We start from the raw sequence: 21,617 nt of genomic DNA on the forward strand, positions 1-21,617 counted from the left end.
TCCAAAAAGGACGGGCGGGACGCCCATCCCACAATAACAATTAAAATTGTAAGTTATTTAATTCGCGATCCTAAGTAGTTGAGCATTAATGCAGGGGCGGGCTAGAAGCCCAACCCCTACTCCCCACAAGAAAGTGTAAGTGTAGGTGTTCTTGTGGAACGGGCTTCTAGCCCGTTGCTCATCTTGGTCGAGAAGATTCATCTACTAGCTTAGCAAATTTTAGCAAAGTTGCAGCATAGCGATCGTCCGCCACATCCATCAAATCATTATGACCGGCCCCATCAACCCAAAAATTCAATTTCGGCTGCTTCGCCGCTGCAAACAACTGCTCTCCATGCCAAAAATGCACCACCTCATCAGCCTTACCATGAATCACCAAAACAGGCGATCGAACTTTGCCAATCTTATCAATATTCACAAACTTATCAAAGGGTAAAAGCGGAATCCGCGTCAACACCCGAAAAGCCGAAACAAAGGAACTTTCAACCACCAAACCGCCGACTTTTTGCCGCGAAGCCAAATCAATAGTCGGCCCACCGCCCACAGAACGCCCGTAAAGAATAACTTGCTTTGCAGGTACTCCCAACTGTTGGGTTAAATAATTGTAAGCAGCATCAATATCACGATAAGTATTATATTCAGAAGGATTTCCCTGACTCCTGCCGTAACCTTGATAATCATAGGCAAACACAGCAAACCCACTATCTCGAATCTCTCTGAGTACCCACAAAATCCCGGCCAAGTCTTCCGCATTCCCGTGACTGTAAAGTATGGTATATTTAGCTTGCGGGTTAGGAAAATGAACACTAGAAATTTTTACGCCATTAGCTGAGCTAACTTTGATAACTTCCCTGCTCTCACTCTGACTAGATGGCGGAGGTTGAAAAATTAGCCGTTCTGAAAAAAAGAAACCGTAAAAACATAGAAATGCGTAAATAAAAATTATAGAGCGCATCAGTCGTTTGACAGAAAATTCTCCAAAAAGCAAGCGTTTAAAATTTTTTTTGTTCCATTTAGTCATTACTAAAGGCTCATAGTTGAATAAGATTTAACTAATACTTTTTTATTGCGAGAAAAGACATGGCACTAACATACCCCGATGACCTGAAATACCTAGACACCCACGAATACATCCGACTCGAAGGCGAAATTGCCACCATCGGCATCAGTGCCTTTGCAGTTGACCAACTCGGCGATATCGTGTTTCTAGATTTGCCCGAAGTCGGTGCAGGGTTGGAAAAGGGCGAAGCTTTCGGTACAGTCGAGTCAGTGAAAGCCGTTGAAGACTTGAAAGCACCAGTTACCGGTATAGTCGTAGAACGCAATGATGACATTATAGAGTCTCCCGAAGATTTGGCAGAAGACCCCTATGGCGCTGGATGGCTGCTGAAAGTGCGCGTTGACAATCCCAGCGAAGCAGACGAGGCTTTCTCGGCCCCGGAGTATCGCAAAATGGTCGAAGGGGAATAGGGAATAGGGCATAGGGAATAGGGCATGGGGCATAGGGCATGGGGCATAGGGCATAGGGCTCGTTGATAATTCCACAATCCGCCAGGGGTTGAAACCCCTGGCTAATAGCACAAGTCGTCTAAAGACGACTGATACCAAATCCGGCTTAAATACCCCCTTTATCTCGCTTGTCCGCTAAGGCAGACTTCGTTTGACTCTCGAGAGCGGTTTCAACCATCGACCTTAATCTACAGTCGTCTTCAGACGACTTTAGCTATGAGACAGGGGTTTCAACCCCTGTCGGACTGTCGGACTGTCGGACTGTCGGACTTTGATAGACGCAAAAAATCTTCCTTAGTCGTCTTCAGACGACTTTAGCTATGAGACAGGGGTTTCAACCCCTGTCGGACTGTCGGACTGTCGGACTATCGGACTCTCGGACTTTGATAGACGCAGAAAATCTTCCTGGTTTTCTTAGCAAAATGTTACAAACAAAGAAGCAAAAGTCTATTCAGGAGAATCCGCCTTGGTACTCTACAGCCCTCAACTTGAACCCAACCAGCAGCAAAACCTTTCCTCCATCAATGGTTTTGCGGGCCGGCACATTGGCCCGACACCCAGCGAAATCCAGCAAATGCTCAATGTTTTGGGCATTTCCAGCCTCGATGTGTTGATTGACAAAACGGTTCCTGCGGCGATTCGTATTTCTCAACCCTTACAACTTCCCGAAGCGCGAAGCGAGTACAGCGCTTTGGCAGAATTGAAAGAAATTGCTGCAAAAAATCAGGTATTTCGATCGTACATCGGCACAGGATATCACGACTGCATAACTCCCCCGGTCATCCAGCGGAATATCCTAGAAAACCCCGGCTGGTATACAGCTTACACTCCCTACCAAGCCGAAATTGCTCAAGGGCGATTGGAAGCTTTGCTGAACTTCCAAACCATGATAATTGACCTTACGGGTTTGGAAATTGCCAACGCTTCCTTGCTGGATGAAGGGACTGCGGCGGCGGAAGCGATGGCGGTGAGTTACGGCGCCAGCAAAAATAAGGCAAAAGCGTTTTTTGTTTCCCAAGATTGCCACCCTCAAACTATTGAAGTGGTGCAAACTCGCGCTAAGCCGTTGGGAATTGAGGTAATTGTCGGCGACCATCAAAGCTTTGAGTTCGATCGTATAATCTTCGGCGCTCTCCTGCAATACCCCGCCACAGACGGCGCAATTTACGACTATACCGATTTTATTCGATCGGCACACGAAGTCGGCGCATTAGTCACAGTAGCCGCCGACATATTGAGCCTTTGCTTGCTCACACCCCCCGGCGAATTCGGCGCGGATATAGCCGTAGGAAGCACTCAGCGCTTCGGAGTGCCGATGGGATTCGGAGGGCCCCACGCAGCCTATTTCGCCACGCGAGAAGAGTTTAAACGGCAAGTTCCGGGGAGAATTGTCGGCGTTTCTAAAGATGCCAACGGCAAATCTGCTTTACGTTTAGCCTTGCAAACTCGCGAACAACACATCCGCCGCGAAAAAGCAACCAGCAATATTTGTACGGCTCAAGTTTTGCTGGCAGTGATGGCGAGTATGTATGCTGTTTATCACGGCCCTTCTGGACTGAAAGACATTGCTGAGAAAGTACGGACTTTAACAGCACTTTTGGCATCCGGTTTAAGAAGTTTCGGATACAAAATTGGTTCTCAACCTTTCTTCGATACTTTGCGGGTAGAATTGGGAGACAAACCGCTGTCAGAACTTCTAGAAGCTGCTAAAGTTCGCAAAATTAATCTCCGAGTTTTCGATGATTCGACAGTGGGAATCACTTTAGATGAAACTGTCACGGTTGAAGATGTGCAAGAGTTGTGGGAAATTTTTGCACAGGATAAAGATTATATCAGGGGTGACGGGCAGAATGCTCTCAACATTCCGCTGGATGCAGACGCATTGAATTCCTATTTGACCTTACCAGATTTTTGCGATCGCACCAGCAGCTATCTCGGTCATCCAGTTTTCAACAGCTACCATTCAGAAACTGAACTTTTGCGCTATTTGCACCGTTTAGAAGCCAAGGATTTATCGCTAAATACATCGATGATTCCGTTGGGTTCTTGCACAATGAAATTGAATGCAACAGCAGAGATGATGCCGGTGACTTGGGCGGAATTTGGCAAGATACATCCCTTTGCACCCCGCGATCAAAGTCGCGGCTATCAAATGATGTTCGTGCAACTAGAACAGTGGCTGGCAGAAATCACCGGTTTCGCGGGAATTTCTTTGCAGCCAAACGCCGGTTCCCAAGGCGAATACGCGGGTTTGTTAGTTATTCGCCAATACCACGAACACCGAGGCGAATCTCACCGAAATATCTGTTTGATTCCCCAGTCAGCCCACGGTACAAATCCGGCTAGCGCGGTGATGGCGGGGATGAAAGTAGTGGCTGTCGAGTGCGATTCTCAGGGCAATATTGATGTTGCGGATTTACATAAAAAAGCCGAGAAGCACAAAAATGAACTGGCGGCTTTGATGGTGACATATCCATCAACCCACGGCGTTTTTGAGGAAGAAATTAAAGAAATTTGCGAGATTGTCCACAACTGCGGCGGACAAGTTTATATGGACGGCGCAAATATGAATGCTCAAGTTGGTTTGTGCCGCCCCGGTGATTTTGGCGCTGATGTTTGTCACTTGAATTTGCACAAAACTTTCTGTATTCCCCACGGCGGCGGCGGGCCAGGAATGGGGCCGATTGGGGTAATGTCTCATTTGGTGCCTTTCTTACCTTCTACTGATGAAGAATTAAAATCTTACCCCCCCCAACCCCCCCTTGCTAAGGGGGGGAGCAACATCAAATCCTCCTTTCCTAAAGGCAAAATATCCCAATCAGTTGGTGCTGTTTCCGCAGCGCCTTGGGGAAGTGCTAGCATTTTGACTATTTCTTGGATGTACATTCGGATGATGGGAGGATTCGGTTTAACTGAGGCGACAAAAGTAGCAATTCTTAATGCTAATTACATGGCAAAACGGTTAGAATCTTATTATCCGGTTTTGTACAAAGGGAAAGCTGGTTTGGTGGCGCATGAGTGTATTCTAGATTTGCGACTTCTCAAAAAATCTGCGGCTATTGAAGTCGAAGATATCGCCAAACGCCTGATGGATTACGGCTATCACGCGCCGACGGTTTCTTGGCCGGTTGCTGGTACGGTAATGGTGGAACCGACGGAAAGCGAATCAAAGCAGGAATTAGACCGTTTTTGCGATGCAATGATTGCGATTCGAGGCGAAATTGCGGAGATTGAAAAAGGTAATGTTGACGCGCAAAATAATGTGTTAAAAAATGCGCCGCACACAGCAGAATCTCTGATGGTTGATGAGTGGAATCGTCCTTATACTCGCGCGCAAGCGGCTTATCCGACCTCTTGGACTCGCGAATATAAGTTTTGGCCGGCGGTGGGCCGGATAGATAATGCGTTTGGCGATCGTAATTTTGTCTGTTCTTGTTTACCAATGGAGGCTTACAATTAAGAGTGTAATCCATTTAAATCTCGTTTATATCTGAGTCTAGATCCCCCTAAATCCCCCTTAAGAAGGGGAGTAGGGGTTGACTTTGATTACTTCCAGTCCCCCCCTTCTTAAGGGGGGCTAGGGGGGATCTCCGGGTTTGATAGATGCCGAATATCTACGTAAAAAAACCCGGTTTCTCAACCTCACCTCTCTCTTCTCTTCCTCTGTGCCCTCTGTGGCCTCTGCGGTTAAATCATTCCGAAACAACCGTAAACGATATCATCCAAAGCCTCAACAAAAATTCCCCCATCTCAGCTATAATCAAAACCATCCTATCCCTCCCCACAAACCCGCTATGAGGCACTGGCAGCCGGGACAACAAATCCACAACGGCAAATACCTAATCGAAGAAATCCTCGGCGGCGGCGGATTCGGTGTCACTTACCGCGCTCAAAACTGCAAAGAAGGTAAAGTAGTCGCCATCAAAACCCTAAATGCCATTTCTCAAGGTAAGCCAAATTTTCGCGAACTTCAAACCAAATTTGTCAACGAGGCTTTGTCTTTAGTAAGGTGCAGCCATCCCCACGTCGTTCAAGTTTATGAAGTATTTCCAGAAATGGCTGGAGATATTGAATTGTGGTGCATGGTGATGGAATTAATCGACGGGATTGACTTGGCTGGACATCTGGAAGATAACGGCATTTTGTCGGAAACAAAAGCTTTGCCAATTATTCAGCAAGTGGGAGATGCGCTGACTTTTGTTCACAAGCAGAACTTAGTACACCTCGATGTTAAACCAGAAAATATTATGCTCAGACGGCAGGGTTTAGGATCGGTTTTAATTGATTTTGGTATAGCAAGACAGCCTACTGCACCGGGGAAGTTGAGGACTAATACAAATGTTGGAACCAGGTATTACGCACCCATCGAATTGTCAGAAAAACGACGAGAATGTGGGTCTTATAGTGATGTTTATTCGCTAGCGGCGACGCTGTACGTGATGCTGACTGGTGAGATGCCGTTTCCGTCGGAATTTAGGAAGCAAAATGTGCTTTTAATTCCGCCGAAACAGCACAATGATCAAATTAGTAACAGGGTGAATGCGGCGATTATCAAAGGGATGGAGTTGGAACCGCAAAATCGCCCGCAGTCGGTGCAGGAATGGTTGGATTTGGTGATGCCTAAAAAAGTTGCTTTGGATTTAGGGATAGCTAAAAAGGCGGAGACAGTGCAATTGAATTTGTTGGAGACAGTGCAATTGAATTTGTTGGATTTGGTGATACCGAAACCAGCGCCTCCTGAGACTGCGCGGGTGATTTCAGCCGTGGGGATGGATTATATAAACTTGCGGAATTTATTGGCGGCTAAAAAGTGGCAAGAAGCCGATGAGGAAACTCTGAGAGTGATGTTGAAGGTGGCGGGTAGGGAGAAAGAAGGATGGCTGGATACAAAGAGTATTGAAAAATTCCCCTGCGAGGACTTGCGAACTATTGACCAACTTTGGGTAAAATACAGCGATGGGCGCTTCGGCTTTAGCGTGCAGAAGCGTATTTATCAAAGTCTGGGGGGAACTAGGAAATATGATATTACAGTATCGGAAGCGTTTGGCGATCAGGTAGGCTGGAAAAAAAATGACAAATGGCTGTACTACAAAGACCTCACTTTTTCAGAGAGAGCACCAGAAGCTCACCTCCCGTTGGGTGGGATGGTTAACGGGTTTAAAGGTCGGATTGGGGGGAGGTGGTGTTTTTGTTTTTTCGCGTCGAGACTTGTAGACTGTAACATCTAAGCGTTTCAGGATTTCATAAAGATTTATAACAAAGCCCAAAACCACGAAACCATGCCCTGTCTAGGTTTCCGACGGGGTTTTCGGGACATAACGAGCAAATAATCAAAGTAAAATCAATCTCAGAAACCGGGTTTCTGCGATAATTTACGCATCATCACCCAGATTCAGGAAGAAACCCGGTTTCTGCCTCCCCACCAACAGCCTCCAAACTCCATAACGCAAGAAACAAAATTTGTAGTTTGCATTAACAACCAAGACTAAGCAACCAACAATAAAACTCAAATAACTCTTACTCCCCCCCTTACCAAGGGGGGGCTGGGGGGGGTTAAAAATCTAAACAACAAACGAACAAACTAAAAAAACGCTCTTACTCCCCCCCTTAGCAAGGGGGGGCTGGGGGGGGTAAAAATCTAAACAACAAACGAACAAACTAAAAAAACGCTCTTACTCCCCCCCTTAGCAAGGGGGGCTGGGGGGGGGTTAAATCCTATATAACAATGACAAAACTCTACAACAGAAGCTCAGAAAAATTCAAGCGGCAGAAGCTTCGCGCAGAAATGACAGAAGCTGAAAAGCAGCTATGGAAACGGATCAGAAACAGACAGCTTGAGAATTGTAAATTTCGCAGACAATACAGTGTAGCAGCATTTGCGCTAGATTTTTATTCACCAGAAATCAAGTTAGCACTGGAAGTTGATGGTGACAGCCATTTTGTGGATGGCGCTGTAGAATATGATGCAGAAAGGCAAGAGTTTATTGAGTCGGCAAGAATTCATTTTTTGAGGTTTACTAATGATGATGTTTATCATAATTTGGATGGGGTTTTAGAGGTGATTGTGGAGGGGATTAAATCGTTGAGAACATCGGGTGTTTTACCCCCCCCAGCCCCCCCTTGCTAAGGGGGGGAGTAAGAGTTAGCCCCTTGCTAAGGGAGGGAGTAAGAGTTAGCCCCTTGCTAAGGGGGGGAGTAAGAGTTAGGAGGGTAGATTAGATTTAATCGTTTATAACATCCACTCTTTTACCCCCCCCAGCCCCCCCTTGCTAAGGGGGGGAGTAAGAGTTAATCCCTTGCTAAGGGTGGGGAGTAAGAGTTAGGAGGGTAGATTAGATTTAATCGTTTATAACATCAACTCTTTTACCCCCCCCCCAGCCCCCCCTTGCTAAGGGGGGGAGCAAGAGTTAGCATTTTACTAAGGGTGGGTGCAAAAGTGTCTATAATCCAAAATTCATAATTTACAATTTATATGAGTTCAAAAGTTACCCTCACTATCACCGCAGGCAATCTCAAAGGCCAAGAATTCGCCTTTGACACCCGCACTACTTGCATTATCGGGCGCGCCAAAGATTGCTATCCCAAAATTCCCGACGACGACAAACACCCCACCATCTCCCGCTATCACTGTTTGCTAGATATCAATCCTCCCGATATCCGCGTGCGAGATTTTGGTAGCAAAAATGGGACTTTTGTAAACGGTGAAAAAATCGGTCAGCGAGAAGCCCATCAAACTCCCGAAGAAGCTGCTCAAATTCAATTTCCAGAATACGACTTGCAGGGGGGAGATGAATTTACACTCAGCGATACTTCTTTTCGAGTTGCTGTTACCCTTGACCCGGAAATCGCCAAAAATATCCAACAACAATCACCCCCAATCATTCCCTCAAATCAAGCCAATCTGTGGGAAATGCTGCAAGCTTTTCTGTTGAAAGCTGTGGCTGGTAAAACTAATATTGGAGTTCTGGGGGATTATGTTTTACTGAAGGAGTTGGGTAAGGGAGGTTTTAGTTTGGTTTATTTGGCGCGACATAAACAAACAAATGAAGAAGTCGCCCTGAAAGTGATGTTACCAAAAGTTGCTGCGAATCAGCGGGCTGTGAATTGGTTTTTGCGGGAAGTTGATAATACTAAATGTTTGAAGCATCCGAATGTGGTAGGATTTAAAGAGTCTGGTTATGCTGATGAAACTTTCTTTTTCACGATGGAATACTGCGAGGGCGGTAGTGTTGTTGATTTGATGGCAAAACGCGGTGTCAGCACTTTGCCGATTGATGAGGCTGTGGCTATTATTGTGCAAGTTTTAGATGGTTTGACTTACACTCATAATGCGGAAATTCCCAATGTCAGATTGGCTGATGGTAGTTTTGCAAAGGGACGGGGTTTGATTCACCGGGATTTGAAGCCGGGGAATATTTTTCTGGCGAATGTGGGTGGGAAACAAGTTGCTAAGATTGGGGATTATGGGTTAGCAAAAGCTTTCGATCAAGCGGGTTTAAGCGGCCAAACGATGACTGGTAATGCTGTCGGTACGCCGTATTTTATGCCGCGACAGCAAGTGCTTGATTATAAGTATGCGAAACCGGAGGTTGATGTGTGGGCGGCGGCGGCTTGTTTGTACGTGATGATTACGGGATATTCGCCTCGCAATTTTGCAGGATTAGACCCGTTTCGTGCTGTTTTGGATAATGATGCAGTTCCTATTCGCGATCGCACTTCCTCGATTCCTCAACCGCTAGCCGCAGTTATCGATCGCGCTTTAATCGACAATCCTGAAATTTATTACAAAAGTGCAGTAGATTATAAACAAGCCCTATTAAATACTCTACCATAAATTAATGAATGCACGATTTTTGTGGCAGTTTCCCGAAAATAAACCTCGTTGGCTTGTCCTATTTTTGTTAGCTTTAATCGCCGCTTTGGCAATTGCCTCCACAACAGTTTACTTCAAAAACGGCATAGCCCAAACAGTCAATCCCACCTTATCTGTTGATGTGACAGCCGATCGACATTCCATCAGTCCTGACATCTATGGTATGAATGATTATGCCCTAGATCCCACAATCGCCAAAGAGTTACGAATTCCAGTAGAACGCTGGGGGGCCAATCACACCAGCCGCTACAACTGGTTAGTCGATTCTTCCAACAGCGGCGATGACTTCTTTTTCGTGGGTGGCGGCGACAAGAAAAATCCTGTTCCCGGTGATTCTATAGATAAAATTGTCAAAATCAACCGCCAAAACGGCAGCAAAAGCATCGTTACAATTCCGATGATTGGCTATGTAAATAAATTTAGCACTTGGAACTGCGGGTTTAGAGTATCCAAATACGGGCCACAAGAAAAAACAAATCCCTACATTTTTCCAGAAGGTGATAAATGCGGCAACGGTAAGCGTCCCGACGGTACTTTGATAACTGATAATAATCGCCTTGATGTCAGTATTATTAGCGACCCAGCATTTCAAAAAGCTTGGGTTCAACACTTAATTAAAACCCACGGTACTGCTGCTAAGGGCGGCGTGCAAATTTATCAAATGGACAATGAACCAAGCGGCTGGGGAAATACTCACCGCGATGTTCATCCAGAAGCGACGAGTTACGAGGAATTGCGCGATCGCACTTACCAATATGCCTCAATGGTAAAAGCTACAGATCCAACTGCTAAGGTACTCGGCCCGTCGGATTTTGGCTGGCCTGTCTATGTGGATTCGGGGGTTAAGGGCGATCGCGAAAAGCACGGCGGTGTCTGGTTTGCGCGGTGGTACTTGCAACAAATGCGCGCTTATGAAAAGCAAAAAGGTGTTCGGATTCTCGACTATTTCGACGAACACTACTATCCTTCGGCGGACGATACCTGTTTGGCCAATTGTCCCGCCGGCGATGCCAACACCCAAGCGCTGCGACTGCGATCGACTCGTTCTCTATGGGATGCTACCTATACTGATGAAAGTTGGATTGGTAAATACAATCCACCCCTAACAATTATCCCCCGGTTTCGAGAGTGGGTAAATCAAGATTATCCAGGTACAAAAGTCGCGATTACTGAATACAATTGGGGCGGTTTAGAGTCGATTAACGGCGCCTTAGCCCAAGCCGACGTACTGGGGATTTTTGGGCGGGAACAAGTGGATTTAGCGACGCTGTGGGGGCCTCCTAAGTCTTCGGAACCGGGGGCCTATGCTTTCCGAATGTACATGAATTATGACGGAAAAGGCGGTAAGTATGGCGATACTTGGGTGCGATCGGGTAGCACAGATCAAGGACTTTTGTCAATTTACGGAGCCGATCGCAGCAGTGATGGTACTCTGACGCTGGTAATTATTAATAAAACCAACAAAAATTTGACTAGCAACTTGAGTTTGAAAGGATTTAAATCGGCGGGTAAAGCTGAATTTTACACTTACAGCGAGGCCAATTTGCAGGCGATCGTCCGTCAGAGCGATTTAAATGTCAGTGATACTGGATTCCAGGCAACTTATCCCGCTAATTCTATGACTTTGGTGGCTATTCCCAAGGCTAATTCTTAGCGGACTTAACTTAAGCCACGGAATTCGCCCGCCAGAACCGGAATGATTAAACCGCAGAGGGCGCAGAGGACACTGAGGAAGAGAAGAGAGAGAGGAATAATTCTGACATTTTTAATCTGAAATTAGACCTGAAGCGTTCCTGCGATCGTCCTTAGCATCCGAGTGTGTTAGTGGACAAATGCAACTCTCCTGTCCCAGCCACTGCGATCCTACTTGATGCAGGGCTACCATCACCGGTTGAATTTGGCGACCCTTGGGCGTGAGGGAATATTCTACGCGGGGCGGAATCTCGGCATAAACACGCCGATCAACTAACCCTTGAGATTCCAACTCTCGTAGGCGTTGGGTGAGGGTTTTGGTGCTGATGCCAGGGAGTGCCGTGAGTAATTCGTGGGGACGCCTCGCGCCTCCAAACAGTTCGCGTAGAACCAAAATTGACCATTTATTGTCCAACAAATCCAGCACAAATTGAATCGGACATTTAACCTCTACGCACTGACTCGCTTCCACCATAAACTCCCTGCACAGTTGCCTTCACGATAATTTCCATATTTCTTTAGAAATGGCTCAAGCGTCCTATTGGCTTCAATGCTTTACCTAAAGTAACTATAGGATACCACTGGTAACTGACTTGTGGGCGATCGCGGATTAAGGCAATGTGGTGCACAGTCATCAATTCCGAACAATCCACTCTCCACTCCTATGGTCAGTTCAATTAGTAAATCGGAGTCTGCTGGTCTCCCATCCAGCATTAAAGCACCTGTTCAAGAAACCCTGTTAACACCCCGCTTTTACACCACCAATTTTGATGCCGTTGCCGAAATGGATCTGTCCGGGCAACAAGCGGAATTAGAAGCAGTTGTAGCAGAATTGCGCGCGGACTATAACCGCCACCATTTTGTCCGAAATCAAGAGTTTGAGCAATGCTGGGACAACATTGATGGCGAAACGCGAAAGGCATTTATTGACTTTCTAGAGCGATCCTGTACCTCAGAATTTTCGGGTTTTCTGTTGTTCAAAGAACTCTCCCGCAAACTTAAGAATCGCCAACCGTTGTTATCGGAAGCCTTTAGCTTACTGGCACGGGATGAAGCGCGTCATGCCGGTTTCTTGAATAAGGCGATGGCAGATTTTGGGTTGTCTCTCGATCTGGGCTATTTAACAAAAAATCGTACCTACACATTCTTCCCTCCAGAATGGGTAATTTATACTGTTTATCTGTCGGAAAAAATTGGCTACTGGCGCTATATTTTGGTGTATCGCCATCTCGAAAAACATCCCGAACATCAAATTTATCCCCTGTTTCGCTACTTCGAGAATTGGTGCCAAGACGAAAATCGGCATGGGGATTTCTTTAAGGCTTTGTTGCGATCGCAGCCTAAGCTTTGGAATAACTGGAAGGCAAGACTCTGGGCGCGCTTTTTCCTACTGACGGTGTTTGCCACCCATACAATGACGGTGTTGGAACGCTCCACATTTTATGACTCCATCGGCATCGACCCCGATGAATATAACAAGCAGGTGATTCATCACACCAATGAAACAGCAAAACGGGCGTTTCCCAGTATTTTAGATACCCACCATCCAGAATTCTTTCCCCGTTTGGATCGATGTGCGATCGCCAATCAGAAGCTAGCAGAAATCTCAACTAACCAGCGCCCTGCCGCCATCCAATTTTGCCAAAAATTACCCTGGATTGCTGCGATCGCGTGGCAGTTGTTGCGCCTTTATTTACTGCCTTCGATTAATGCTGAATCGTCCAGAACCGCTATTAATTAGGAGATATTGCCATGACTAATCTATCGACACGCCTCAGAGAAGGCACGATGCAATCCCACACCACAGCCGAAAATACGGCATTTATGAAATGCTTTATCAAAGGCATTGTGGAACGGGAACCTTTGCGTAAACTATTTGCCGATTTGTACTTTGTTTACAGCGCCTTAGAAACGGCTTTGCAGAACCATGTCAACCACCCGATTATCGGAACCCTCTATTTCCCGGAGTTAAATCGCACTGAGAATCTGGCTTGCGATCTAGCTTTTTATTACGGTGAAAATTGGCGGGAGGAAATTACGGCTTCGCCAGCGGGTTCTGTGTATCGCGATCGCATTCAAACCCTCTCAGCAACCGATCCAGTCCTGCTGATTGCCCATGCCTACACCCGCTACATGGGTGATTTATCCGGCGGACAAAGCTTGAAAAATGTGATTCGATCGGCGTTGTCTCTGCCGCCGGATCAGGGAACAAATTTCTATGAATTTTCCCAAATCTCGACACCAGAAGCAAGGCGAGTATTTAAGGAACGCTATCGCCAAACCTTTGATGAGTTTCCGGTGGATGCTGACACGATCGAGCGAATTGTCGCCGAAGCAAATACGGCATTTACCCTTAACCAGGATGTAATGCACGAACTCGAAGCCGATGTGAAAGCGGCGATTGGAGACCATACCTTTGATTTGCTGACTCGGCAAGATCGCCCCGGTAGCACAGAAGGCCGCAGCCCTCATGCCAAGCGAGAATCTGTCGCAAAATAACTCGCCCAAGGAAAACAAGATCGATCCTATCTCTAAAATATGCCGGGGTTCTGAATTTACACAACAACAGAAGGATACATTAGTTAATGAAACAGTTATCACAAACGGTTGAATTTGATGCTGCATTGTTGAATAAATACAACCAGCCTTTACCTCGCTATACCAGCTATCCACCCGCCACAGAATTAAGCACTGATTTCGATCGCCACGCATTTAAAACCGCGATCGCCGTCGGCAATCACAAACAAACCCCCTTATCGCTTTACTGCCACATCCCCTTTTGTGAAACGCCCTGTTATTTCTGCGGCTGCAATACCATCATTACCCAGCGCAAGGAGGTGGTAGAACCCTATTTAGGCTATCTCGATCGCCAAATTCGCCAAGTTGCCAGTTTGGTGGATGCCGATCGGCTGGTGCATCAGTTGCACTGGGGCGGCGGCACGCCCAACTATCTCGATCGCAGTCAGGTAGAGTGTCTCTGGAACCAGTTAAATCGATATTTTCGGTTCGATGACGCTGCAGAAATATCGATCGAAGTCAATCCTAGCTATATCGATCGCGAATATATTCTATTTTTGCGACAATTAGGATTCAATCGCATTAGCTTTGGCATTCAAGACTTTAATCCCATCGTGCAGGAAGCGATCAATCGGGTGCAGCCCGAAGCGATGTTGTTTGATGTGATGGATTGGATGCGGGAAGCTGGGTTTGAAAGTGTCAATGTGGATTTGATTTACGGCTTACCTTTCCAGACACAAGCAACATTCCAGGACACAGTAAAGAAGACCTTGCAATTAAATCCCGATCGCATTGCTGTCTTTAATTTTGCCTATGTTCCCTGGCTCAAACCGGTTCAGAAACGAATGCCAGAATCTGCTTTGCCGACTGCGGGCGAAAAGCTGAAAATTCTGCAAAGTACGATCGACCAACTGACGCAAAATGGCTATGTGTTTATTGGTATGGATCACTTTGCTAAGCCTAATGATGAACTAGCTATCGCGCAACAAGCTGGGCAACTACATCGTAATTTTCAGGGTTATACCACTAAGCCCGAATCGGATCTGTTGGGCTTTGGCATGACTTCCATCAGTATGTTGCAGGATGTGTATACCCAAAACCACAAGCGATTGCAAGATTTTTATCGGGCGATCGATGGGAAGGAATTGCCGATCGAAAAAGGTGTTATACTTAATCAGGACGATCTGATTCGGCGCACAGTAATTATGGAATTAATGTGTCAATTCCAACTGTCGGTGCAAGATTTGGAAGAAAAATACCATCTCGGCTTCGATCTCGATTTTAATGACTATTTCGCTCAGGTTTTGCCACAACTTGATGCCTTAGAAGCCGATGGGTTAATCAAACGTTGGGGCGATGGCATTGAAGTAACGGCGATCGGCCGCTTGCTAATTCGCAATATTGCATCCGTGTTTGATAGCTATCTCATCCGCCACTCAAGCAAACGGTTTTCCAAGTCCCTATGAATCAGCGTCAGATTTGTTAACTCTGAGATGTTGCACCCTTCTCAATTACTTGTTTAGGAACAGGCTTTTCGGCCTGTTCCACAACAAAATTCACTCTTTGTGGAACGGGCCGGAGAGCCCGTTCTTGAGAATGCTACAAGATGTGAGTTAACTCAGATTTGTTAACATAGTCAGAGACGGATAAATACTTTCATAACCGAGTTGTTGCGTAAATTCTAACCAATTCAACAAGGAAAAAATCAATGTTCTGTGAACAATGCGAACAAACAGCAAGCGGACAAGGATGCCATCAGTTTGGTGCTTGTGGGAAAAGTCCCCAGGTGAATGCTATCCAAGATTTGCTGATTTATTATCTGCGCGGGTTGGCTCCGATTGCCCTAAAAGCAAAGGAGTTAGGCATTGATACTCATGCAGTGGATGTCTTCACCTGCGAAACGATCTTTGCCACGATGACGAATGTCAACTTTTCCGAAAAGCGGTTTGTTGAGTATCTCCAAGAAGCGATCGCCCATCGCGCCAACCTCAAGGCTCAAGTGCAGCAAGCAACAGACACTCCACCCACCTGGGCTGCAATTTCCGACTTTGAACCCAACTTTGAGGAGAGCCTGGTTGAGCAGGGTGAGCAGATTTCCCTCCAGTTCCTCAGTCAGTCTGCCTCGAATGTGGATATTTTCTCACTCAAACTCACAGTGCTATATGGGGTTAAGGGTCTTGCCTCCTACACCTTCCACGCCTACGAAGTGGGCCAGGAAGACGAGCGGGTGTATCGTTTCATTTATGAGGCACTTGTCGCCCTCGATAACCAGACCTTGAGCTTGCAGGAGTGGGTGGATCTTGCTCTTGAGGTGGGAGCCATTAATCTGCGCTCTATGGAACTATTGGATGCCGGACATACCGGTACCTATGGGCATCCAATTCCCACGCCTGTTCCCCTCAATCCACGGCAAGGGAAGGCGATTCTGGTTTCAGGACATGACATCAAACAACTCGAAGGCTTACTCAAGCAAACAGCAGACACTGGAATTACTGTTTACACCCACGGCGAACTTCTACCAGCCCACGGCTATCCCAAACTAAAACAGCAGTACCCCCATCTATACGGTCACTACGGCACTGCTTGGCAGAACCAAACCAAGGATTTTGGCAAGTTCCCCGGTGCGATCGTGATTACGACCAACTGCTTAATGCCAACCCATTCCTATTATGAAAATAAACTCTTTAGCGTTGGCCCCGTCGGCTATCCGGGTCTGATTAACTTGAGTGAGATCGACAATGGCACACCCGATTTTACTCCCGTTATTGAGAAAGCACTGGCACTTCCCGGCTTTACCGAAGATGCACCCCCCAGGGAAGTCACAGTTGGTTTTGCTCACAATACAGTCCTAGGGGTGGCAGATAAAATCATTGAGGCTGTGAAACAGCGTAAAATCCGCCATTTCTTCCTGGTAGGGGGCTGTGATGGAGCCAAACCCGATCGCAACTACTACACCGAGTTCGTAGAAAAAGTGCCTGATGATTGTGTCGTGCTCACCCTAGCTTGCGGTAAGTTTCGCTTCTTCGATCGACAAATGGGCGACATTGACGGACTACCCCGCCTGATGGATGTTGGTCAGTGCAACGATGCCTACTCAGCGATTCAGATTGCTGTAGCCCTAGCCAATGCCTTTGAGGTAGGTGTCAACGATATACCCCTTTCCATGATTCTGTCGTGGTATGAACAAAAGGCAGTAGCCGTCTTGCTAACTCTCTTGCATTTGGGGATTAAAAACATTCGTCTAGGGCCGACATTACCGGCGTTTATTTCTCCCAATGTCTTCAAGCTTCTGTCGGAGAAATATAACTTGCAGGCCATTACCACCCCTGATGCCGATCTGGCAGCTTGCTTGAGCTGATTAGCAGTCATTCGCTAAGTCTATTCAGAGGGATTCATCTGCGTTAATCTGTGTTTATCTGCCCTCATCTGCGGTGAAAAAAAGAGAATTTATCGAGCCGCAGATGATAAGGGATTGACGCTGATTCACGCAGATGTCGAGAAGAGAGATAGGAATGGGCGAGCGATCGGATGGAGATTCATATTCTAAAAGATGGCAGTCGGATTTTCACAGGCTACCGAGGTCAAATGAATCTGGCTGGGTCGGAGTTATGAACCCGATCGCACTAAGCATCGAGCATCCAAGCAATACACTTTTGCATTTGATTGCTCATTGTTTGTCGATCGGCATTATACCTGCGGCCATGTCCCGGCAACACCCATTCAAACGAGTAATTAGCCAAATTCTGCATAGATTTGATTTGTTCCGGCCAAGAATACCAACAGACATCGTGAAAGCCAACTAGCTGCTGCAAACTTTCCGACCAAGCAAGATGATCGCCGGTGAACAAAAACTTGTTATTGTAAAGCAAAACTGTGTGACCTTTCGTGTGACCTGGCACCGATATAATCAACAAATCATCTGCTAGTTGATACGGTTCGGTGGGCGACAATTGCATTTCTACACGGCAAGTATCAGCGTTAATTTCGTCATAATGAATGATGCGATCGCACCCAAAATGATCGCGGTATTGTTGATGATCTGCGACATCATCGCGGTGAGTCAAGTACATATAGCGAATGCCGCCCATTGCTTCTATGTTTTTGACTAGCGGCGGCACAAAACGGGGAGAATCAACTAAAATGTTTCCTTCAGGGCGGACAATTAAATAGCTGGCTGCAGCGTAGGAATTCTCTGAGTGGTAGCCGCAGTGATAGACATTTTCTGCTACGAGTGCGGGTAACAGTTGCTGGGCTTCTTTGATCCTTTTGGGTTTTTCTACAGTCCCTATCGAACTTGTGGGACAAGACAAAAGAGCCGCGAGCGATCGCATTTCTTCAGTGTCATTAGTTGGCTGGTGGTAAACTGCCGACTGTTCTCCCGCTTGAGTAAATACTTCAGGTGCCATCCACCGACAAGTATCGCAGTCAATGCAGGTACTGTCCACTTGACACTCCCCTGGCTAAAGCCGAGGGGATTCTTGATTCGCAGAATCGACTTGCCGATGCAGAATTACTTCAACATCGGTAGCGGTCAACTCTCCACAAGCGTTCGGATCTAAGATCCAAGTTCCGACGTGCCCCGCCGTACTCAATCCCCGACTTAGGATATTTCTACCTGCGTTGTGATCGCGATCTAATACACATCCACACCGACAAGCGTGAGTTCGCGTTGATAGACTTTTCTTAACAATGGTTCCGCAGCTAGAACATTCTTGACTCGTCCCGTGGGCTGGCACGGCAATTGTAATCCTTCCGAATACTTTACCGAAATATTCCATCCACACTCGAAACATATACCAAGATGCGTCGTTAATCGATTTAGCTAAGCAGTGATTCTTCACCATGTTTTTGATTCTCAAATCTTCATAGACTACACAGTCGTTTGACTGGATGACGCATCTTGCTAATTTCACAGCAAAATCTTTACGCTGTCTACTTATTTTGAGGTGGCGTTTTCCTAGAATTACCCTAGCTTTTTTTCTATTTTCTGAACCTTTGACTCGCTTTGAAAGCCGCCTTTGGGCTTTCTTTAGTCGGCGCTCTCCTTTGCCCAGAAAACGCGGATTTTCGACTGTAACACCATTAGAGTCTGTGTAGAACTCTTTGAGCCCCACGTCTAATCCAATAGCATTACCTGTAACTTCAATCTTCTCGGAACGGTCAACTTGAACGCAAAACTGGATGTAGTATCCATCGGCTCGTTTGACTAAGCGCACTCGCTTAATTTGGCTAAGCTGATAGAAATGTAAGTCTCGCGTTCCTTTTAATTTGAGTTTCCCGATTCCATTCTTATCTGTAAAAGTGATAGATTTCCGGTCTGTCGCTAGACGCCACCCGGTCGTTTTGTATTCGACTGAGCGGTTGTCTTTCTGGAATTGCGGAAATCCCTTTTTCCCGGGAATTTTCTTTTTACAGTTGTCGTAGAAGCGGGCGATTGCCGACCACGCTCTTTCGGCGCTTGATTGTCGAGCCATGCTATTCAATTCATCGCAAAACGGAAACTCTTTAGCTAAAACAGCGCTGTACTTATTCAAGTCATATTTGTTGACTTTTTGGTTTTCCATCCAAAAGCGCAATGCTTTGTTACGGATGAACTGCACTGTTCTAATTGCTTCATCTACAGCATCGAATTGCTGCTTTTTACCGTATGCTTTGAATTCAAAAACTAGCATGACTTCGACCTCATCACGTTCTTCTTATGCTAACAGCACTAGCTTAATATCATCAAAGTGTTTACAAGACTTTACAGAGTTGTATCCTAAGTTGCAATCCTAATATCTAATGAAAGATACTGGGAAGCTAAAGCCTCCTTCTCCCTTTCATCCCCGGACTAAAGTCACGGGGTTTTCATGTTCGATTTCTATAAATTATGGTAACAATGAGTACCCCCCACATCCCGACGGGGGATTAAACCCCGTCTCACAGACCAAGCCGATTAAAACTCACCTCTTGCAGCATTCTCAAAAACGGGCAAGATGCCCGTTCCACAAGAGATTAATTTTCTTGTGGAACAGGCATCTTGCCTGTTCATAAAATGCTAATTGAGAATGGTGCAATATCTAAGTTTCAATCAACAATTCTACCGCTCCTGATCCGCTGGAAAAGCACCCGCTTTCACCGCCACAGTAACAGGTTGTCCGCCGCGGCTCAATTCAAGCTGCAGATCGCTGCCCACTGTACTTTTCTCGACAATTTGCTGTACGCTGCCAGCATCAGTTACTTCTTTACCGTTGATTTTCTTGATCACATCGGCAAGGCGAACTCCAGCTTGTGCCGCCGGAGAATTTTTCGCAACTCCCAAAACTAACACGCCTTTATCTTCAGTCAGCCTCAATTTGGTGTTGGGATTTTTATTGAATTCTGCCTTGACTTCGGGAGTAATGCTCAACATCCGAACGCCGAGATAAGGATGTTCGGCTTTTCCTACTGTTACTAATTGGTCGGCAATTTGTTGTGCTCGATCGATCGGAATAGCAAAACCCAATCCTTGAGCGCCTTGAATAATCGCCGTATTCATGCCGATAACTTGACCGCGCTGGTTCAGCAGCGGGCCACCAGAATTGCCGGGATTAATCGCAGCGTCGGTTTGAATAAAGCTGACGCGCTTGTCGGGAACACCGACATCGGCGCTAGAACGGCCTGTAGCGCTAATAATGCCCACAGTCACAGTATTGTCCAAACCGAGGGGATTGCCGATCGCGATCGCCCATTCTCCCGGCTGTAACTCTTCAGATTTGCCCAAACTCACCACAGGCAAATTGTTAGCTTCTATTTTAACAACAGCCACATCAGTAACTGTATCTACGCCTAAAACTTTACCGACAAATTCGCGGCCATCCTTCAGTTTTACCGTCACCGTATCCGCCCCGTTAACGACGTGAGCGTTAGTCAAAATGCGGCCATCAGAACCAAAAACAAAACCCGAACCGGAGCCCCTTTCTACCCGATTTCCCGGTTGAATGGGAGATTCCGAACCGAAGAAGCGGCGGAATTGCTCGGGGATCTCATCTGGAACTTGGTTCGTCACGGTGCGAGACGAATTGATCCGCACCACTGCCGGGCCGACTTCCTGCACAACTTTAGTGACAAAATTAGAGTCTTGAGATGGCAGTATATTTGCAGGCAATGCTGAGATTGGCGCTGCACTTGCCGGTTCAGCTTTGATGGCGTTAGAACTTCCAGGAACTTGAGAAGTTAGGGCGTTGCACCCAACAGTTGCGGTGGAACCGAGCAAAATGAGGGATAAAAAAGCAAGTTTTTTAGGGAAAGCAAAAGTGCGAGAACGCTGAGATGCAGGCATATTTTGGGTTGACATAGTATTGATTTGGTTGGAGTTAGAGCGAGAGTTATAATTATGGTTTTGCATTTTTAGCACCTACTGTAATTAAATTAGAACTAAAGGTTCTTTAATTTTTATTCAAGCATTGATGATATCTGCTTGACTGGTGGGGTTTACCCTACAAGCTGGGGTAGAAACCGGACCGTCGCAGGCAAATTGTTTGTGGATTCGAGCTTTTGAGTGCGATCGAACAGGGTCTGCACTGGCGAATTGCTGTCTGAGTGCGATAATACAAACTACGGTAGCCAGCCCGCATATTCCGCATTTTCCGCAAACTTTTCACAGGATTGATATCCGAAGTCATTCGATTTTAGATTTTAGATTTTAGATTTTGGATTGACTTGCGCGAGATAAATTCGGGGGCTTGAGGATTTTAGATTTGAGATTTTGGATTGATTCCACGGATAAATCACGTGGCGGGTACCACCTTTGAAATTCTTGGTCAAAAATAATCCTGGACTCAACAAAACCAGGTTTCTACGCAAAATCTTCGTTGGGAGCGATCGACGTTAACCTAGAAACGGAGTTTTTGACCCCGCCTGAATCCAGGAAGGATAGCAGCTAAAGCACCCGAAAGCTTCACCCTACAGCAGGAAGTAAAAAACCTGTAATATCGTTTCCGGTTGTATCGGAATGATTTAACCGCAGAGGGCGCAGAGAACGCAGAGGGAGAGAATACAGAGAGGA

Annotated in this window: 15 protein-coding genes; 10 read left to right on the forward strand and 5 right to left on the reverse strand. The window is 46.4% G+C overall.

The genetic code is table 11. From position 1 onward, the window contains the following. Positions 1-178: 178 nt before the first annotated feature. A complete protein-coding gene (locus tag QT990_RS32305) occupies positions 179-1,021 on the reverse strand; it encodes an alpha/beta hydrolase (RefSeq protein ID WP_333466221.1) in 843 nt (280 codons plus the stop codon). A gap of 59 nt (positions 1,022-1,080) precedes the next feature. Between QT990_RS32305 and gcvH the strand changes: the two genes are divergently transcribed. The 6 genes from gcvH (at position 1,081) to QT990_RS32335 (ending at position 11,036) form a co-directional block, all read left to right on the forward strand. Next, positions 1,081-1,470, forward strand: coding sequence for a glycine cleavage system protein GcvH (gene gcvH, locus QT990_RS32310; RefSeq protein ID WP_333146206.1), 390 nt, complete (start codon positions 1,081-1,083; stop codon positions 1,468-1,470). 505 nt (positions 1,471-1,975) lie between these two features. Beyond that, positions 1,976-4,969 (forward strand): aminomethyl-transferring glycine dehydrogenase, encoded by a 2,994-nt coding sequence (gcvP, locus tag QT990_RS32315; protein WP_445305467.1) that lies wholly within the window; start codon positions 1,976-1,978, stop codon positions 4,967-4,969. A 334-nt stretch (positions 4,970-5,303) separates the two neighbouring features. Then, positions 5,304-6,737, forward strand: coding sequence for a serine/threonine-protein kinase (locus QT990_RS32320; RefSeq protein ID WP_333466222.1), 1,434 nt, complete (start codon positions 5,304-5,306; stop codon positions 6,735-6,737). 497 nt (positions 6,738-7,234) lie between these two features. Continuing rightward, positions 7,235-7,636, forward strand: coding sequence for an endonuclease domain-containing protein (locus tag QT990_RS32325; RefSeq protein WP_333143292.1), 402 nt, complete (start codon positions 7,235-7,237; stop codon positions 7,634-7,636). 345 nt (positions 7,637-7,981) lie between these two features. Beyond that, positions 7,982-9,343: a protein kinase domain-containing protein gene (locus QT990_RS32330; RefSeq protein WP_333143293.1), complete on the forward strand. Its 1,362-nt coding sequence runs from the start codon at positions 7,982-7,984 to the stop codon at positions 9,341-9,343. A 4-nt stretch (positions 9,344-9,347) separates the two neighbouring features. Then, complete coding sequence (locus QT990_RS32335; protein ID WP_333143294.1) at positions 9,348-11,036, forward strand: glycoside hydrolase family 44 protein; 1,689 nt, start codon at positions 9,348-9,350, stop codon at positions 11,034-11,036. A 111-nt stretch (positions 11,037-11,147) separates the two neighbouring features. Here QT990_RS32335 and QT990_RS32340 read toward each other — a convergent pair whose 3' ends face one another. Next, complete coding sequence (locus QT990_RS32340; protein WP_333143295.1) at positions 11,148-11,549, reverse strand: helix-turn-helix domain-containing protein; 402 nt, start codon at positions 11,547-11,549, stop codon at positions 11,148-11,150. 189 nt (positions 11,550-11,738) lie between these two features. Between QT990_RS32340 and acsF the strand changes: the two genes are divergently transcribed. The 4 genes from acsF to hcp all read left to right on the forward strand — a co-directional run bounded on the left by acsF (position 11,739) and on the right by hcp (position 16,949). Continuing rightward, on the forward strand, positions 11,739-12,815 hold the full coding sequence (acsF, locus tag QT990_RS32345; protein WP_333466223.1) for a magnesium-protoporphyrin IX monomethyl ester (oxidative) cyclase: 1,077 nt from the start codon (positions 11,739-11,741) through the stop codon (positions 12,813-12,815). Between the two features lie 11 nt (positions 12,816-12,826). Further along, positions 12,827-13,573 carry a heme oxygenase (biliverdin-producing) gene (locus QT990_RS32350; protein WP_333143298.1) on the forward strand — a complete coding sequence of 249 codons (747 nt, stop codon included), beginning with the start codon at positions 12,827-12,829 and terminating at the stop codon, positions 13,571-13,573. A gap of 86 nt (positions 13,574-13,659) precedes the next feature. Beyond that, positions 13,660-15,057 (forward strand): oxygen-independent coproporphyrinogen III oxidase, encoded by a 1,398-nt coding sequence (gene hemN / locus QT990_RS32355; protein ID WP_333466224.1) that lies wholly within the window; start codon positions 13,660-13,662, stop codon positions 15,055-15,057. 242 nt (positions 15,058-15,299) lie between these two features. Continuing rightward, positions 15,300-16,949 (forward strand): hydroxylamine reductase, encoded by a 1,650-nt coding sequence (gene hcp, locus QT990_RS32360; protein ID WP_333143300.1) that lies wholly within the window; start codon positions 15,300-15,302, stop codon positions 16,947-16,949. Between the two features lie 265 nt (positions 16,950-17,214). Here the strand turns inward: hcp and QT990_RS32365 are convergent, their stop codons facing one another. The 3 genes from QT990_RS32365 to QT990_RS32375 all read right to left on the reverse strand — a co-directional run bounded on the left by QT990_RS32365 (position 17,215) and on the right by QT990_RS32375 (position 20,906). After that, a complete protein-coding gene (locus tag QT990_RS32365) occupies positions 17,215-18,036 on the reverse strand; it encodes an MBL fold metallo-hydrolase (protein WP_333143301.1) in 822 nt (273 codons plus the stop codon). A 15-nt stretch (positions 18,037-18,051) separates the two neighbouring features. Further along, the gene (locus tag QT990_RS32370) at positions 18,052-19,263 is read right to left on the reverse strand and encodes a transposase (protein WP_333143302.1); all 1,212 of its coding nucleotides are present in this window, start codon (positions 19,261-19,263) and stop codon (positions 18,052-18,054) included. A gap of 407 nt (positions 19,264-19,670) precedes the next feature. Next, a complete protein-coding gene (locus tag QT990_RS32375) occupies positions 19,671-20,906 on the reverse strand; it encodes an HhoA/HhoB/HtrA family serine endopeptidase (protein ID WP_333307300.1) in 1,236 nt (411 codons plus the stop codon). Between the last annotated feature and the right edge of the window lie 711 nt (positions 20,907-21,617).

This window comes from Microcoleus sp. T3_B1 (assembly GCF_036700445.1).
Taxonomy (GTDB): Bacteria; Cyanobacteriota; Cyanobacteriia; order Cyanobacteriales; family Microcoleaceae; genus Microcoleus.

What these genes read in the sequence shown, in the direction of transcription:
- QT990_RS32305 (WP_333466221.1), bottom strand. Translation starts at nt 1,021, where the DNA reads ATGACTAAATGGAACAAAAAAAATTTTAAACGCTTGCTTTTTGGAGAA.
- gcvH (WP_333146206.1), top strand. Translation starts at nt 1,081, where the DNA reads ATGGCACTAACATACCCCGATGACCTGAAATACCTAGACACCCACGAA.
- QT990_RS32320 (WP_333466222.1), top strand. Translation starts at nt 5,304, where the DNA reads ATGAGGCACTGGCAGCCGGGACAACAAATCCACAACGGCAAATACCTA.
- QT990_RS32325 (WP_333143292.1), top strand. Translation starts at nt 7,235, where the DNA reads ATGACAAAACTCTACAACAGAAGCTCAGAAAAATTCAAGCGGCAGAAG.
- QT990_RS32330 (WP_333143293.1), top strand. Translation starts at nt 7,982, where the DNA reads ATGAGTTCAAAAGTTACCCTCACTATCACCGCAGGCAATCTCAAAGGC.
- QT990_RS32335 (WP_333143294.1), top strand. Translation starts at nt 9,348, where the DNA reads ATGAATGCACGATTTTTGTGGCAGTTTCCCGAAAATAAACCTCGTTGG.
- QT990_RS32340 (WP_333143295.1), bottom strand. Translation starts at nt 11,549, where the DNA reads ATGGTGGAAGCGAGTCAGTGCGTAGAGGTTAAATGTCCGATTCAATTT.
- acsF (WP_333466223.1), top strand. Translation starts at nt 11,739, where the DNA reads ATGGTCAGTTCAATTAGTAAATCGGAGTCTGCTGGTCTCCCATCCAGC.
- QT990_RS32350 (WP_333143298.1), top strand. Translation starts at nt 12,827, where the DNA reads ATGACTAATCTATCGACACGCCTCAGAGAAGGCACGATGCAATCCCAC.
- hemN (WP_333466224.1), top strand. Translation starts at nt 13,660, where the DNA reads ATGAAACAGTTATCACAAACGGTTGAATTTGATGCTGCATTGTTGAAT.
- hcp (WP_333143300.1), top strand. Translation starts at nt 15,300, where the DNA reads ATGTTCTGTGAACAATGCGAACAAACAGCAAGCGGACAAGGATGCCAT.
- QT990_RS32370 (WP_333143302.1), bottom strand. Translation starts at nt 19,263, where the DNA reads ATGCTAGTTTTTGAATTCAAAGCATACGGTAAAAAGCAGCAATTCGAT.
- QT990_RS32375 (WP_333307300.1), bottom strand. Translation starts at nt 20,906, where the DNA reads ATGTCAACCCAAAATATGCCTGCATCTCAGCGTTCTCGCACTTTTGCT.